Genomic DNA, 14,496 nt, shown 5'->3' with positions numbered 1-14,496 from the left:
GTACGACCGCGGTCGTACGGGCCCGACGCCTTGGGAGCCGGTGGCTATCCGCCGCTCACGCGCCGGTGGCCGGTGCCGCCTGGCGTGCGGCCGCACGGCGCAGCCAGAGCCCGAGCGCCAGGGAGACGACCGCGGCCACGCCGCCGGACGCGGCGGTGAGGATCCAGCCGTGGTCGAACGCAGTCCGGGCCTCGTCCGGCGTGTGGGGCGTGCCCAGCAGGGCGATGAACAGCGAGACGCCGAGCGCCATGCCCAGCTGGCGCACCATGTTGACGATGGCCGAGCCCGTGGCGAAGGCGGTGGGCGGGAGGCCGGCCGTGGCGGCGTTCATGAGCGCCGTGATGGCGAGGGCGGAACCGGCGCCGAACAGCAGGACGCCGGGCAGCAGCACCTTCACGTACTGCGGGTGGAGTTCGGCGGTGGCGATCCACCACACGACGCCGATGGTCATGGCCAGGCAGCCGGCCGCGACGGCCGAGGCGGCGCCGATCGCCTTCACGACGGGCGCCGCCAGCCGGGCGGCGATGGGGACGAGGGCGAGGCCCGGCAGCATGGCGAGCCCGGTCCGGATGCCGGACCAGCCCCACACGTCCTGGCACCACTGCATGAACGAGAACACGAGAGCGGCGAAGCTGATGCTGTACAGCAGAGCGCTGACGTTGGCCATCGTGAAGGCCGGGATGCGCAGCAGCGCGAGATCGATCAGCGGACTCTGGTGGCGGCTGCAGCGGAGGACGAACCACGCGAGGACGACCGCGGAGAGGAAGACCAGGACCGTGATCCGGGTCGCGTTCCACTCGGGCGCCTTGACCAGGGCGAGCGTGACGGCGCTGATGGAGATCATGAGCAGCACCGCGCCGAAGACGTCCGGGAAGGACCCCTGCTCGGGCTTCTCCTCGGTGGGCAGCGCGCGCAGACCCGCGATGACCGCGAAGACACCGATGGGCAGGTTGATGAGGAACAGCCAGCGCCAGTCGGCCTGCAGCAGCACACCGCCGACGAGCGAGCCGAAGGCGGGCGCCGAACCACCGATGGCGGCCCACGCGCTCACCGCCTTGGCACGGCCCTCGGGCGGGGAGGCGGCGAGCAGGAGGCCCAGCGAGGTCGGCACGAGAGCGGCGGCGCCCATGGCCTGCAGCACACGGGCGACGACGAGGAAGGTGACGTTCGTCGCGATGCCGCACAGCAGGGAGGCCACGGTGAACAGGGCGACACCGATGAGGAAGACGTTCTTGCGTCCGATCCGGTCGGCCCAGCGCCCCGCCGGCACCATCAGGGCGGCCAGGACGATGGCGTAGCCATTAAGTGTCCATGACAAACCGGAGAGCGTGCTGCCGTGGAAGTCCCGGTTGATCGTGGGGAGTGCGACGTTGACGATCAGGGTGTCGAGTTGGGCAAGGAAGAATCCGGCCGAGATGACGAGAAAGGCGAGTCGCGCTTTCTTGGTGGCGTCGCCCGGCGTAGGGGGAGCGGCGGAGCCGCGGGGCGGCGCTGCTACGCCTTCATCGGTGGCCATGGTCGATCTCCATGTGACGTGGGGAATGCGTTCGATTGACGTGAATAGTCGAATCTCATGCTAGGGAGGAGCGGTGAGCCGGGGACATACCACGAAAGTGCCATGCGGCACGGGTTGCGCCCCACCGCCGTCTCTGGCCCCCCTCCGTCTTCGGGCCGCGGTCTCGCCCGAGAAGCGGGAACCTCGCCGTGCGGAGCCGGCGGCGAGACCGTGGCCTGGGAGATCGTGCGGCAGGCTCAGGCGTGCGTCTCCCCGTCGGTCGCCGAGCGACGGCCGCCGTACGAGGCGACCAACGCGTCAGCGACGGCCGCCGCGTCCGCGTCGGCCACGTCCGCCGGGTACTCCGGCAGCAGGTCGTCCCAGACGGGCATCCACGACCCGTACAGCTGGGCCTGCCCCTCGGGCCGGGCGAAGAACCAGATGTGCAGGTGTGCGGCTCCGTCGCCGATCCGGTAGACGTGGGCCCGGGAGATGTGCGGCAGTGCCTGGACATGGCGGACGACGTGCGTGGTGAGGACGCCGAGTTCGCCGGCCAACTCGTCGGGCAGATCCGCCATGTCGTAGTGGTCGCGGGGATACAGCATCAGCACCAGCGGCACACCGACGCCCGTGATCCGGGCCAGTCGCCAGCGCTCGTCGAACCAGACACCTTCGTCTCGGGCACGGCACACGTCGCACTTCGCCGGGTCCTCACCGTGCCGTTCCGGCTCGGGCAGAACGGGCGGGCGCAGCGGCGCGACGCGAAGTCCGTCGGGCTCGAAGGGACTTATGTCCCAGCCGGTCATCCGCGCCAAGGGAAGCCGAAGCTCACCGTCCGCGGCCGCACGTGCGTGGTCGTAGAACTCATCAGGTCGCAAGGCCATGATCGGAAGACTAACGTGGCCCATCGATGGCGACCGGCTGAAGTTTCGGCTGCGCGTTCGTGGCCGGGGCCGGTGTCATGAACGGGGCCGGAAAGAGTCGGAGCGGGACCGCTCCAACGGTGACCCCATAGGGGCACTGTCTGCGTGCTCGCCGACGAACGACAGCCGCCGCACGACGCCGGCCCCTCGCGGTCCGCAGAACGGCGTATGCGTCACACGGCTTCCTGCTCTCGCTCACGGTCTCCTCCACTACGCCACCCAGCCGGCACGACACGCCTGACGGATCGTCACATCGCCTGCAGCAGGGCGGGAAGCTTGCGCATGTCGTGGAAGACGACGGTGCCGGCGCCTTCGAGGTGTTCGGCGGAGGTGAGCCCACCGGCGTAGCCGAGGGCGCGCATGCTGGCGGCGCGGGCGGCCTGGACGCCGGGGCGGCTGTCTTCGACCACCACGCACGCGGCCGGAGCGACGCCCATCCGCTCGGCGGCGTACAGGAACAGGTCGGAAGCGGGCTTGCCGCGCGCCACTTCCGTGGAGCTGTGAATACGGCCCTCGAAACGCTCGTACAGTCCGGTGCGGCCCAAGGTGTGGCGCATCTTCTCGTGGGAGCCGCTGGAGGCCACACAGGTCGGCAGAGTGATCTCGTCGAGCGCTTCGAGCAGCCCGTCCACCGGAACCAGCGCGGCGTCCACAGCCTCACGGTGCAACTGCTCGAACCGCTCCGCCCAGACCGCGGCCGTCTCCTGACCGAGCCGCTCAGCGACCTGCTCGCGGATGGCTGCGTGCGACCGCCCGATGAACCGGGCCACCACCTCGTCTTCGCCGAGCGGCCAGCCCAGCTGCGCTCCGAGGGCCACCTGGACCCGCACGGCGATGCGCTCGCTGTCGACCAGGACCCCGTCGCAGTCGAATATCACCAGTTCGATCGGCTTGATCATCGGAGCAGGATAGGGCGATCCCCGCACGAACCGCGAGGGAGTCGAGGGGCGACCGAGAATCCCGTGCGCCTGCGGTGCGCGTCGGTGATCGCGCAGTGTGATATGAACGGCACACACCGTGGTCACCCATGTTGCCGCCAGGCCGGAAAGCCCTCGACCGGGCCACGGCGAGGTGCTCGAATGGCGGAAGGCAGCCGCGTACGGAACGGAGGGGGACCGGAGGAAGGGGCGAGCGCCTGTGTCCACACCGCCGATCGACTACCACGCGCTGTTCGCCGCCACCCCCAGCCCCTACCTGGTACTGGGCCCCGATCTCGTGATCCTCGACGTCAACGCGGCCTACTGCCGGGCGACCGGCCGGCCCCGGGCAGACCTCATCGGCCAGTACCTCTTCAACGCGTTCCCCGACAACCCGGCCGACCCCAACGCCGACGGGGTGCGCAACCTCAGTGCCTCCCTGCACCGGGTCCTGCGCTCGAAGCAGCCGGACACCATGGCGGTGCAGAAGTACGACATCCCCGTGCTCGACCGCCCCGGAGCGTTCGAGGAACGATGGTGGTCCCCGATCAACACTCCCGTACTCGGGCCGGACGAAGAGGTGGCCTGGATCATCCACAGGGTGGAAGACGTCACCGAATTCGTGCTCTCCCACGGCGCCCGGACACAGCCCGGTCAGGCACTCAGCGAGCGCGAGGCCATGGAGGCCGAACTGTACGCGCGGGCGCGGGAACTCCAACTCGTGAACGAGCAGCTGCGCAAGGCCCACGCCCGGGAACGGAAGATCGCCGTCACCCTCCAGGAAGCGATGATGCAGTCGCCGGACCTGGCCAACCACCCGGACATCGCGGTGCGCTACCTGCCGGCGGCCAAAGGTCTCAACGTGTGCGGCGACTGGTACGACGTCGTGGACCTCCCCGACGGCGCCTTCTCCGTCGCGGTGGGCGACGTGGTCGGGCACGGCCTGGAGGCCGCCGCCGCCATGGGCATGCTCCGCAGCGCCCTGTCCGCCGCCGTCCGTGCCCTGCGCGGGCCGGCCAGGGCCATGGAGGTCCTGGGCCTTTACGCCCGGTCGGTGGAAGGCGCGTGCGCGACCACCGCAGTCAAGGCCGTCGTCGACACCCGCGGCCGGCACATCACCTACAGCAGCGCCGGCCACCCCCCGCCGGTCCTCGCCCGCCCCGACGGCACCTTCGTCCTGCTCGACCAGGCCACCGACCCGCCCCTGGGAGCCCGCCCGCACCATGTCCCGCGCCCCCAGGCCGCCGTACCCTACGCACCCGGCGACACCCTCGTCCTCTACACCGACGGGCTCATCGAACGCCGCGAAGAGGACATCGACACCGGTCTGCACCGGCTCACCGAGACCCTCGCCGACAACCCCCGCCTCGGCCCGGACCACCTGGCCGACGTCCTGCTGTCCCGCCTCGGCGTCAGCGGCGGCGGACACGACGACATCGCCTTGATCATCGTCCGCCTGTAGGGCCCGGACACGGCGGGTGCAAGCGGTCCAGCGGCCACCGGGAGGCGAACACAGGTCGGCCCTCGGCTCCGCTCGGCCTCGGATCGTTCGGCCCCCAGGTGATCGAGGGGCCGCACGGAGTACCCTTCGCCCGGCCCCTGCGCCGTGCGCGCGAGACCGTGGAGACCGTGCGCCAGGTGCCCGGCGGCGGCCGACTCCCCTCCGCGGGAACGGAGTTCACCGTCCCCCTGCCGGGCAGCGAAACCGCCGCGATGCGGCTGTCGACGCGCGCCGGACACGAGGCCCCCGTGCTCGTGGCGGAGCGGCGGTGTTTCCTGCGTCCGCTTCTCAGGGAGACCCGCATCCACCAGCCGTGCGCAGCCGCTCCGCCGGCGTCTCGCCGGGTGAGGCGTGCATGGATCGACGCACCACCAGCGGCCTCAGCGGCCCGTCAGCAGGAACGCGACGTACTTCCGGACACCGAGGTCGCGGCGGGTCTCCGTCCGTGCGGCGCTCAGTTCGCCCTTCACTCTCGCTCGTTCCGCCTCGGCGCCGCTCAGCTGCTTCTGGCGTTGCAACAGCTCGGCACGCTTGCGCTGGGTCTCCACGGCGCGCTGCCGGCGGTCGGCCGTGAGCCGCTGCCGTTCGTCGGAGATCCGCTTCTGGAGGGCGTCCCGGTCCTGCTGGGCCTTGCTCTCCGCCTGCTTCACCTCCCGGTCGTACTGCGCCCGCAGCGTGGCGATCTCCGCGCGGATCCTCGTCAGGGCGGGCCCGGGCAGCTTGGCGGGCGCGGAGGCCCTGGCCCGCTGCTCCAGGGACCGGCGCCATGCGTCGAGCGCGCTCGCCCGCGCTTCGCCCACGCCGGACACGCGGACGTGGTGGCCGCCCGGGCGGACGAAGTAGGCGACACGGCTCCCGGAACCCTGGCTCTGGGAGTACGACACCCCCGTGAAGTCGGCCGCGGTGCGGATACCCGCCTGCACCAGCGCCCCGACCGTCTTGGCGCCCATGTTCGGCAGTGACCGCGCTTCCTGGATCGAGGTGGCGCGCAGCTTCGCCTCGACGTGCTGGCGCACCGCCGGTTCCAGCGCGGCGGCGATCATGGTCTGCTCCTTGGCGGGCAGTTCCGCCTTGCGCTTGCGGGACTGGTCGGTGCGGCGGTTCAGCTCCATGGTGATGCGGGCCAGTCCGTCGCGCAGGTCGGTCTGGAGGGTCTGGACGCGCTTGTCGGTGGCCGCGCCGTCCTTGGCGGTGGCGGCGTCCAGCTTCTGGATCTCCTGCTCCAGCCGCCGGTGGGCGCCCGCCGGATCCTTGAGTTCGCGGGCCCGGCGACGTAGTCCCCGGACCCGTTGGCGGGCCGTGCGGCACTCCGGCCTGAGCCGCCGGCCCACGCCGATCAGGGCGGCCGAGGCCAGCAGGGCGGCCCCCTGCGCGGCGGGCAGGTAGCCCGCCGGCTGCCCGACGGTGACCGTGAGCACGCCGGGGGCGGCGGTGCTCAGCACGGCGGTGGCCGCGGCCGCCAGGTCGCGGGGGCGGCGCCCGGTGAAGCCCGTGGTGGCGGGGGCCGGAGCGCTGGTCGGCACCGCTCTGGCGGCGGGCTGCACGCGGTCCACCAGCCAGGCCGGGATGGCCCCGGATGGGGCGGTCGCCGGGGCGGCCGCGCTCGTCGTACCGCCGGTCGCCGTCGGAGCCGGAGCACCGCCGTTCCCCTTGCGGCGCGGGGCAGGCAGCGTGAGCGCGCCGGCGGTCAGGCGGGGCAGCGCAGAGCAGGGTTGCCCGAGGAAGCCCCGGACACGGTCCGCCTCCGCGCGGAGCCGTTGGTCGGAGTGGCCGAGGAGCAGGGGCCAGGCCAGCGAGGTCGCCGGGTCCGCGAAGTCGGACTCGGAGAGGATCAGGTACTCGCCCTGGGTGTCGTGGAGCTGGGTCCACAGGCCGGGGTCGGTGGCGACGGCGAGCAGGGAGAGGTGGATGAGCCAGGCCGAGAAGCGGTCCATGGCGGGCCCGAAGTCGGCGGCGCCGCGCTGCGGCGACTGGTAGTTGCGGTGGCCGTTCTCCGTCGCCGCCTCGCCCTTGAGGGCGGGGACGTACATGCCGTCGTAGTCGACGAGCCGGAGGGTGTTGTCGTCCGCCACGAGGATGTTGCCGTGCTGCAGGTCGCCGTGGGCGATGCCGTGGTCCTCCAGGTCGCCCGCCATCGCGAGGAAGCGGTCGGCGAGGGCGTGGACGGCGGCCGAGTCGTGGCGGTGGCGGTCGATCCATGAGATGAGGTCGGTGCCCTGCACCCACGCCATCCGGACCACCGGGAACCAGTCGCCGAGAGCCAGCACGCCCTGCTCCAGGAACTCGAAGCGCACGGGCCACGGCTGGGAGAGGCCAGCGGTGTCGAGCGCGCGCAGGGCTGCGCTGATCGCCGTGTAACGGACGCCGATGGCGGAGGTGTCCCGGGTGAAGCACTTGAGCGCGTAGCGCTGCCCGTCCCGGGCGGTGACGGAGAAGACGCTGGCGAAGTTGCCGGAGATCGCCTTGGGTCCGAGGACGGGGCTCTGCTGGACGGTTCCGTGCCGGAGATCGGGATCGCGGAAGCAGAGTTCGGGGTGCTGCAGGGCCTCCGCGTAGTTCGCGCCCGTGGGGAACTTCCGGACCGCGCCGGTTCCGGTGGCGGGGCGACCGCCGCGGGACACAGCCATCACGCCTCCGTTCTCACCCGGATCCGGATCAGGGTCACGTCGTCGTTGCGCATGAGCCCGCGCGCCCGCTGGTCCTCCACCCACTCCGCGAAGGGCTCGTCGCCCACCTCGGCGAGCGTGGCCAGCACGGTGCCGGGCGCCCGGTGCCCGTGGTGAGGGGACAGCAGCCAGGCGGCGAGCGCGTCGCTGGCCAGCAGCACCTCGTCGCCCGGCGCCAGGGTGCCGTGGGCGAGCCGCAGCCGCCCGGCCACCAGGGCCGTGTCGTGGTTACGGCTGCCGAGGAGCTGGGGGGTGATGCCGAAGTCCTCGACGTCCTCGACGGGGAAGGCCCGCCGGACCACACCGTCCCGCAGGTGGAACAGGCAGCTGTCGCCCAGGGCGAAGGCGTGCCAGGACCAGTCGGTCCTACCGTCACCGGACACGGTGGCTCGCACCTCCGCCCCCAACACGGTCGCGAACGCGCCCTTCTCCAGGCCGGGTTGCTCGTACCAGGTGATGGGCCTGCCACGGGCGTCGCGCTCCGCCCGGTACCACTCGAGGTACGCCTCCCAGCGGGGCGCGGACCGCCCCATGAGGTCGACGACGAACGTGTCCACGTCGTCCCACCAGTCACGGCCGAGGGACATCGACTCGACGGCGTCCGCGACGAGACGCTCCGCCCAGGCGCCCGCGAGCAGGCTCTCCGAGGCACCGTCGGACACCGCCGCGTACAGCGGGAGGACGGTACGGCCCTGGTCGTCGGCGCGTGTGTCCCCGACCCAGGACCGACCGGCGTCCTCGCACTCCTTGAGCGTGTTGCCCGCCTTGGGTACCCGCAGCAGCCGGCATTCCGGCGGCGCCGAAACGTCCTCCATGGTCAGCGCAGCTCCGTCTCGGTGGTCAGCGCAGCTCGGTGGCGCGGGTGCCGATGTCGAGGAACTCCACGATGGAGGTGATGTCCGCGTTGTAGACGAAGCCCCGGGTGGTCTCGCTGACCCGGTGACCCTGCGAGGCCGCGTAGGAACGCATGTGGCTGGGCAGCACGCTGGACATCTGGAACAGCAGCCGGGCGTACGTGTCCGGAAGCCCCTCCTCGCTGTCCGGGAAGGTGACCGGTGTGCCGCCGCTGCCGGACACGTGGAGGTTGAACAGGAGGACCGCGCCATCCGCGGTGGCGTGCGAGGCCAGCGCGATGGCGGCGCTGGTGGGGTCGCCGTCGGTGGACTCGCCGTCGGTGAGGTTGAGCACGATCGGCGGGAAGCCGCCCGGGTGCGCCTCGACCCAGTTCGCCACGAGGCTGTCCGCGTAGCCGAGGGCGCGTGTCATGGGCGTACCGCCGTTGGTCACCGGGTCCATCCACACCGGGAACTGCACCGAGGTCTCGACCAGGCCGCCGGCGCCGTCCGGCACCTTCTTGGTACGACTCTCCACCCGCGCGGGGTTGTTGGCGACCTCGCTCAGCGGAACGAGGTCGCGCCCGGCCAGCGCCCCCTGGAACGCGGAGCCCACGTGACTGTGTCCGTACCCGATCACGGCCACGTGGAAGTAGTCCCGTACGCCTTCCTCCTTGGCGCACTTGACGGACAGTTCGGTCAGCAGCCGGTTGATCGCGTCGGAGACGACCTCGGCCCGCTGCTGGGTGACCTCACCGGCGCCCATGGGGTCGCTCATGGAGGCGGACTGGTCCACGAGGAAGATGAAGCAACCCGGATTGGTCCGGCTGATCTCAGCGGTGTACGGCACTGCGCCCCCCTTGCTTCGAAGGGCATCACCCTATCGAATGACCAGCACTTTCACACCGTCTTCACGGTCTCGGTGCTGGGGAGTTGACCGTCGCCATGGAACAAGGGGTGAGTTGGGTGCCGCCCCTCGACCTCGGTTAGTCTTCGGCGCTCAGCATCCGGCACCACCATGATCTCGGGGGAATTCCTTGACCACCCTGCCGCCGCTCGACGTGTCCCAGCCGGACCGCCGCAAGGTCATCCGAAACAGGATCATCCTCGGGCTCTTCGTCGCCGCGATCGCCGCGTCCTTCGCGGTCAACGGTCTCAGCAGCGGCCACGGAGACGCCGACAGCGTGCAGGCGGGCGACTGCTTCGAGAACACCGGCACCGAGAAGGACCCCCACATCAAGAAGCACGACTGCGATGACGCCCGCGCCGACTACAAAGTGCTGAAGCGGTTCAAGGACGCCGTCACCGACATGACCTGCTGGGACGTGAAGGGAGCCACGGGCTCCCTGACACAGGTCGGCTCCACGAGTTACGTCGTCTGCTTCAAGGAGAACAAGCACTGAGCTCGGCCCGCGACGGGTCACCACCGGATCAGGTCCGTGCGCGTCGCAGACCCGACGTGCCGGGTCGTCAGGCGCTCCGCTCCGTCGTCGCCTTCGCCACCAGCAGTACGGCCACCAGGCCGATGCCGATCAGGACGCAACCGGAGACGGTGAGCGCACCGAGCGTGCCGAGCACCGCGACACCGAGGGCTGAGCCGGCCTGGCGGACGCCGTTCAGCGCGCCCTGGCTCGTCGCGGCGTACTCCGGCGGGGCGGAGACGGCCATCGCGGCGGCGGCACCGGGGATGGACAGGGTGCCGGTCGCGGCGAGGGTCAGCTCGGCGGCGAGGATCAGCGGCAGCGGCGGGTGGTGGCCCACCGCGAAGGCCAGCAGCACACCGGAGACGACGGCGAACGACATGCCGGTCAGCAGGATCGGGCGGGAGCCGTAGCGGGCGACGAGCCGGCCGGTGAAGAACGGCATGACGCAGACCGGGAAGGCGATCGGCAGCGAGGCGGCACCGGCCTTGAACGGGGTCAGGTGGTAGGTGTGCTGCAGCCACACCGCGAACATGTACATTCCGCCGAAGTAGGCGAAGCAGGACACCGCGGCGGCGACCATCGCCGCCCGCACCTTCGGCAGGGCCAGCAGGGCCGGCGGCAGGACCGGGGAGGCCACCCGGCGCTCCACGAGGGCGACGGCGACGAAGCAGACCAGCGCGGCCGCGACGGGAATCAGGGCCTGCGGCGAGCCCCAGCCCTCGATGCCGGCCTCGACCAGGCCGAAGGTGAGCAGACCGAGTCCGGCGGTGGACAGGGTGAGGCCCGGACGGTCCAGGGCGCGGGTGGCGCGCACCGGCGGCACGGGCAGCCGGCGGGCGAGGAGCAGCGCGGCCAGCGCGATCGGCGGGTTGACGAGGAACACCAGCCGCCAGCCGCCGAGTTCGACCAGGGCACCGCCGAGCACGGGTCCGGCGGCGGCCCCCAGGCCGCTGAGCGCGGTCCAGGCGCCGATGGCGCGGGTGCGGCGGGCGGGGTCGGGGTTCAGGTGGATCAGCAGCGCCAGGGAGGCGGGCACCAGGCCGGCGCCCGCGGCACCGAGCAGCGCACGGCCGGCGATGAGGGAGCCCACGTCGGGCGCGAGGGCGCACACCACGGACAGGGCGGCGAACAGGCCGAGCGCGGTGGCGTACACGCGCCGGGCACCCCACCGGTCGGCGATGACGCCGCCGGCGAGCAGCAGCCCGGCGAAGACGACGGTGTAGGCGTCGACGGCCCAGGGCAGTGCGGCGGCGGCCGGATGCAGGGACTTCTGCACGTCGGGCACGGCCACGTTGAGGATCGAGGTGTCCAGCAGGACGAGCAGGTTGCCGGTGGCGATGCCGGCGAACGTCAGCTTGGAGAGGAACTTGGACGCCGGGGGCGTCCCGGCGGGCGCGTCCGGCGCGGCGACGCCACAGGGGCGGGAAAGGGGATCGGCTGTAGTCATGGCTGCAGCGTGTCCCAACAGCTCGCTGACCTGCGACGCCGTAAATCCGATACCCCCATCGGAAAGTCCGATGGCGGTTATGCTGCCTGACGTGGACTCTCGCTATCTGCGCGCTTTCGTCGCGGTCGCCGACCACGGCGGCATCTCCGCCGCCGCACAGGCCCTGGGGTACGCGCAGTCCAGCCTCAGTGCCCAGATCAAGCGGCTGGAGGCGGATCTCGGGGTGAGCGTGCTGGTGCGCGCGGGCACCGGGGCCGTGCTCACGGAGGCCGGTGCCCGGCTGCTGCCGCACGCCCACGAGGCCCTGGAGCTGGAGGAGCGGATGCGCCGGGCGGCGCGCGGCGACCGGCCGCGGCTGCGGATCGGGGCGCAGGAGTCGCTGGCGCACGTGTGGATGCCGGACGTGCTGGCCGCGCTGGAGTACGGGGCGGGCGGCACGGTCGGCGGCGCGGACGTGAAGCTGACGGTCGCCAACCGGCGGACGCTGGAAGAGGCTTTCGCCGCCGGGGAGTTGGACCTCGTCTTCCAGTACGACAACGGCATCCGGACGCTCGGTTCGCATGCGGTCGTCGGGCACGATCGGACGGTGCTGGTGGCGGCGCCGAGCCATCCGCTGGCCCGCAAGGAGGTCGTGACACCCGAGGAGATGCTGCAGTACGACTTCCTGGTGGCAGAGCCCGGGTGCACCTCGGAGATGCTGGTGGACCGCTTCGGCCGGGACCTGCTGGCCGGCGCCCAACTCGCCATGATCCAGGGCTCGTTGTCCGCGCTGCTGCGGCTGACCGGGCACGGACACGGGGTGTCGCTGCTGCCGGCGCTGGCGGTGACCCGGGAGCTGCAGGAGGGGGAGCTGATCGAGCTGCGGCTGGCCGAGCGGATCCGCCCGGTCAGCATCGTCGCCCAGTGGCGGCCGCGGCTGGGTTCGGCCGAGAGTACCCTGCACGCCCTGCTCGACGTGGCCCGCCGAGCCGACCCGCTGCCCGAGGTGACCCGCGCGGCACGCACGGCGCGGGCTTCCTGATCGGGCCGACGGGAGGCCCCGCTCCGGAACGGGGCGAAAGCCCCCACGCCCCCAGCGAACCGTTGAGGCCCCGGCGCTACGGGTCACGCGCCCCTCGGGCGGCCCCGGTTGCTCCCGGTGGACCCCGTAACGAACCTCGGCGCCCGGGCCAGCGCCAGCACACTCAGCCCGAACATCAGGACACCCAGGGGGAGGTGAACCGACGGGACGTGCGCGATGCCCAGCACCACCTGGACCGAGGCGAGGACGAGGAAACCTGACGCCTGCCAGACGGGCCGGACCGATCCGCCGCCCGGCTTCCAGGCCAGCACCGCCGCGAGCACGTACAGCATCGACGCCCCGTACATCACCCGGGCTCCGACACCGTGCAGCGTCTCTCCGTAGGACGAGGTCAGCAGCAGTCCGGCGGAGACCGCCTGAAAGAAGATGGTCAGGGTCTGCAAGGCGATCGCGGCCTGCACGAGCGAGGCGCTGCGCCGCGCACTGCCCGTCGTCGTCCCCTGGGTGGCCATGTCACGGTCCCCTTTTCCGCCCTCGGGCAGTAGATCGATAAGGTCTCACAGGCTCGACGACGCGGGCCTGCGAAAGGTAAGGCGAGGGGGCGGGCGCAAGCATGGGGAACGTCGGCACCGGTACGGATGGGATAGCGGGCGAGCGACACCAACTGATCAACGTCGCTTACCGGTTGCTCGGTTCTGTGACCGAGGCTGAGGACGCCGTACAGGATGCCTACGCCCGCTGGTACGGGCTGCCACGAAGCCGGCGGGAGGAGATCCTGTCCCCGGGCGCCTGGCTGACGACGGTGACCAGCCGCATCTGCCTGGACCGGCTCGGCTCGGCGCGGGCCCGCCGTGAACGCTATGTCGGCGCGTGGCTGCCGGAACCGCTCCCCGACCGCACCGAGTGGGGCCACGAGGGCGGCGCCGTCCCGACCGGCCCCTCAGACCCGGCCGACCAGATCGTCCTGGACGAGTCGGTGGCCATGGCCTTCCTCGTCGTCCTGGAGTCGATGACGCCCGCCGAGCGGGTGGCGTTCGTCCTGCACGACGTCTTCCGGTACCCGTTCGCCGAGATCGCCGAAATTCTCGGCCGGACCCCTGCGGCCAGCAAGCAGCTGGCGGCGTCCGCCCGGCGGCGGGTGAGCGTCGCGCGCACTCCGGCGACGCCGACCGGCCGGGCCGACACGGTGCGGCGCGTCAAAGAGGCATGGGAGCACAAGGACATCGCCGCCCTCGTCGGTCTCCTCGACCCGGCCGCCGTGATGACCGCTGACGGCGGCGGCATGGTCGGCACAGTGCTGCGCCCGGTGGAGGGTGGCGCGCGCATCGCCCAGTACATGGTGGCGATCGCGGACAAGGCCCCGGGACTCGAACTCCTGGAGCGGTCGGTCAACGGCGTGCCGGGCCTGGTGGCCCAGCGCGACGGCGTCGTCATGACCGTGGCGTCGTTCGATGTCTCCGGCGGGCGCGTGACCCGGATCTGGGCGGTCCGCAACCCGGAGAAGCTACGTCCGTGGGCTCGGTAGCAACGAGGCGGCCGGTGGGGCCGGTGGGGCCGGTGGATGCGGCGGACGGCGCGGGCTCGTCGCCGGCCGAAGGTGAGACCGGACAGCGCCGACCAGGCGTCACGCCTCCTCGCCCGTGCAGCTCAGTTGGGCACGATGGAGGCTCAAAAACCAGCTCCAGAGGCCGACCGGTCGGCCGCCGTCACCACGTGCCCGTCCCCGAGCCCGGGGACGGGCGCCGCGCTGTTCGGGTGTTCCGTCAGCCGGACACCGCGGTGGAGGTCACCTCAGCACCTTCTGCCGGACGACGATGTGCCCGGCGTCGGGGTTGAGGCTGCCGCCGAGGCGGCGGAAGGCTCCGTCGGTCAGGTCCAGGCACAGGGGTATCTGCTTCGTCCGCCGGAAGGTGCCCCGGTCGTTGATGCGCACGACCAGGGACTTGCCGTTGGCCACGTTGGTGACCTTCACTTTGGTGCCGTACGGCAGCTGGGGGTTGCGGGTCAGCGATGTCGCCGCGGTGTTCTTGCTGTTGTCGAAGATGTCGCCGTTGGAGGTCTGGCTGCCGGCGGGTATTGGGCCGTAGTGCGTCGCCCAGCACGTCCTCCTGTGGGCCTGCGCGGAGTCGGGGGCGGCCGAACTCGCCGGAGCGAGTGCCACCGTCGCGGTCAGCGCGGCGACGCCGGTCGCGAGCGAGAGTCGCAGGATCCGCTTACTCATGTTTCTTGCCTCGTTTCCCTTGCAGTTGGATCGGGGTGGGAGTGAGTG

At 71.7% G+C, this 14,496-nt stretch carries 13 protein-coding genes; 4 read left to right on the top strand and 9 right to left on the bottom strand.

All coding sequences use genetic code 11. The annotated features are described in order from the left end of the window. Positions 1–55: 55 nt before the first annotated feature. The 3 genes from AB0D93_RS33765 to AB0D93_RS33755 all read right to left on the bottom strand — a co-directional run bounded on the left by AB0D93_RS33765 (position 56) and on the right by AB0D93_RS33755 (position 3,317). The gene (locus tag AB0D93_RS33765; RefSeq protein ID WP_362127833.1) at positions 56–1,516 is read right to left on the bottom strand and encodes an MFS transporter; all 1,461 of its coding nucleotides are present in this window, start codon (positions 1,514–1,516) and stop codon (positions 56–58) included. Positions 1,517–1,752: 236 nt separating this feature from the next. Beyond that, on the bottom strand, positions 1,753–2,379 hold the full coding sequence (locus AB0D93_RS33760; protein ID WP_362127830.1) for a hypothetical protein: 627 nt from the start codon (positions 2,377–2,379) through the stop codon (positions 1,753–1,755). 287 nt (positions 2,380–2,666) lie between these two features. After that, entirely contained in the window at positions 2,667–3,317 is a 651-nt protein-coding gene (locus AB0D93_RS33755) for an HAD family hydrolase (protein ID WP_362127827.1), read from the bottom strand. 238 nt (positions 3,318–3,555) lie between these two features. Between AB0D93_RS33755 and AB0D93_RS33750 the strand changes: the two genes are divergently transcribed. Continuing rightward, positions 3,556–4,797: a SpoIIE family protein phosphatase gene (locus tag AB0D93_RS33750; protein WP_362127824.1), complete on the top strand. Its 1,242-nt coding sequence runs from the start codon at positions 3,556–3,558 to the stop codon at positions 4,795–4,797. Positions 4,798–5,216: 419 nt separating this feature from the next. Here AB0D93_RS33750 and AB0D93_RS33745 read toward each other — a convergent pair whose 3' ends face one another. The 3 genes from AB0D93_RS33745 to AB0D93_RS33735 are packed head-to-tail and all read right to left on the bottom strand — an operon-like array spanning position 5,217 to position 9,185. Further along, positions 5,217–7,463, bottom strand: a complete 2,247-nt coding sequence (locus AB0D93_RS33745; RefSeq protein WP_362127822.1) for a hypothetical protein — start codon at positions 7,461–7,463, stop codon at positions 5,217–5,219. After that, positions 7,463–8,317, bottom strand: coding sequence for a hypothetical protein (locus AB0D93_RS33740; protein ID WP_362127819.1), 855 nt, complete (start codon positions 8,315–8,317; stop codon positions 7,463–7,465). Before AB0D93_RS33740 ends, AB0D93_RS33745 begins: the two co-directional genes overlap by 1 nt. Before the next feature lie 25 nt (positions 8,318–8,342). Then, positions 8,343–9,185: a vWA domain-containing protein gene (locus AB0D93_RS33735; RefSeq protein WP_362127815.1), complete on the bottom strand. Its 843-nt coding sequence runs from the start codon at positions 9,183–9,185 to the stop codon at positions 8,343–8,345. 187 nt (positions 9,186–9,372) lie between these two features. Here AB0D93_RS33735 and AB0D93_RS33730 point away from each other — a divergent pair, with 187 nt between their 5' ends. Further along, positions 9,373–9,738 (top strand): hypothetical protein, encoded by a 366-nt coding sequence (locus AB0D93_RS33730; RefSeq protein ID WP_362127812.1) that lies wholly within the window; start codon positions 9,373–9,375, stop codon positions 9,736–9,738. A 67-nt stretch (positions 9,739–9,805) separates the two neighbouring features. Here the strand turns inward: AB0D93_RS33730 and AB0D93_RS33725 are convergent, their stop codons facing one another. Beyond that, the gene (locus AB0D93_RS33725) at positions 9,806–11,206 is read right to left on the bottom strand and encodes an MFS transporter (protein ID WP_362127809.1); all 1,401 of its coding nucleotides are present in this window, start codon (positions 11,204–11,206) and stop codon (positions 9,806–9,808) included. A 91-nt stretch (positions 11,207–11,297) separates the two neighbouring features. Here AB0D93_RS33725 and AB0D93_RS33720 point away from each other — a divergent pair, with 91 nt between their 5' ends. Then, a complete protein-coding gene (locus tag AB0D93_RS33720) occupies positions 11,298–12,227 on the top strand; it encodes a LysR family transcriptional regulator (RefSeq protein WP_362127806.1) in 930 nt (309 codons plus the stop codon). Between the two features lie 83 nt (positions 12,228–12,310). Here the strand turns inward: AB0D93_RS33720 and AB0D93_RS33715 are convergent, their stop codons facing one another. Further along, a complete protein-coding gene (locus AB0D93_RS33715; protein ID WP_362127803.1) occupies positions 12,311–12,739 on the bottom strand; it encodes a hypothetical protein in 429 nt (142 codons plus the stop codon). Between the two features lie 101 nt (positions 12,740–12,840). On the opposite strand from AB0D93_RS33715, the gene sigJ reads away from it, so the two are divergent. Beyond that, the gene (gene sigJ / locus AB0D93_RS33710) at positions 12,841–13,752 is read left to right on the top strand and encodes an RNA polymerase sigma factor SigJ (protein ID WP_362127800.1); all 912 of its coding nucleotides are present in this window, start codon (positions 12,841–12,843) and stop codon (positions 13,750–13,752) included. A gap of 261 nt (positions 13,753–14,013) precedes the next feature. Here the strand turns inward: sigJ and AB0D93_RS33705 are convergent, their stop codons facing one another. Further along, complete coding sequence (locus AB0D93_RS33705; RefSeq protein ID WP_362127797.1) at positions 14,014–14,448, bottom strand: septal ring lytic transglycosylase RlpA family protein; 435 nt, start codon at positions 14,446–14,448, stop codon at positions 14,014–14,016. Positions 14,449–14,496 lie beyond the last annotated feature (48 nt).

This window comes from Streptomyces sp. NPDC048191, from assembly GCF_040652655.1.
In the GTDB taxonomy this organism is placed as follows: Bacteria; Actinomycetota; Actinomycetes; order Streptomycetales; family Streptomycetaceae; genus Streptomyces.
Note: the sequence above shows the minus strand (reverse complement) of the source record. Positions and strands in the feature narration are given on the sequence as shown.

What these genes read in the sequence shown, in the direction of transcription:
- AB0D93_RS33765 (WP_362127833.1), bottom strand. Translation starts at nt 1,516, where the DNA reads ATGGCCACCGATGAAGGCGTAGCAGCGCCGCCCCGCGGCTCCGCCGCT.
- AB0D93_RS33760 (WP_362127830.1), bottom strand. Translation starts at nt 2,379, where the DNA reads ATGGCCTTGCGACCTGATGAGTTCTACGACCACGCACGTGCGGCCGCG.
- AB0D93_RS33755 (WP_362127827.1), bottom strand. Translation starts at nt 3,317, where the DNA reads ATGATCAAGCCGATCGAACTGGTGATATTCGACTGCGACGGGGTCCTG.
- AB0D93_RS33745 (WP_362127822.1), bottom strand. Translation starts at nt 7,463, where the DNA reads ATGGCTGTGTCCCGCGGCGGTCGCCCCGCCACCGGAACCGGCGCGGTC.
- AB0D93_RS33740 (WP_362127819.1), bottom strand. Translation starts at nt 8,317, where the DNA reads ATGGAGGACGTTTCGGCGCCGCCGGAATGCCGGCTGCTGCGGGTACCC.
- AB0D93_RS33725 (WP_362127809.1), bottom strand. Translation starts at nt 11,206, where the DNA reads ATGACTACAGCCGATCCCCTTTCCCGCCCCTGTGGCGTCGCCGCGCCG.
- AB0D93_RS33715 (WP_362127803.1), bottom strand. Translation starts at nt 12,739, where the DNA reads ATGGCCACCCAGGGGACGACGACGGGCAGTGCGCGGCGCAGCGCCTCG.
- sigJ (WP_362127800.1), top strand. Translation starts at nt 12,841, where the DNA reads ATGGGGAACGTCGGCACCGGTACGGATGGGATAGCGGGCGAGCGACAC.
- AB0D93_RS33705 (WP_362127797.1), bottom strand. Translation starts at nt 14,448, where the DNA reads ATGAGTAAGCGGATCCTGCGACTCTCGCTCGCGACCGGCGTCGCCGCG.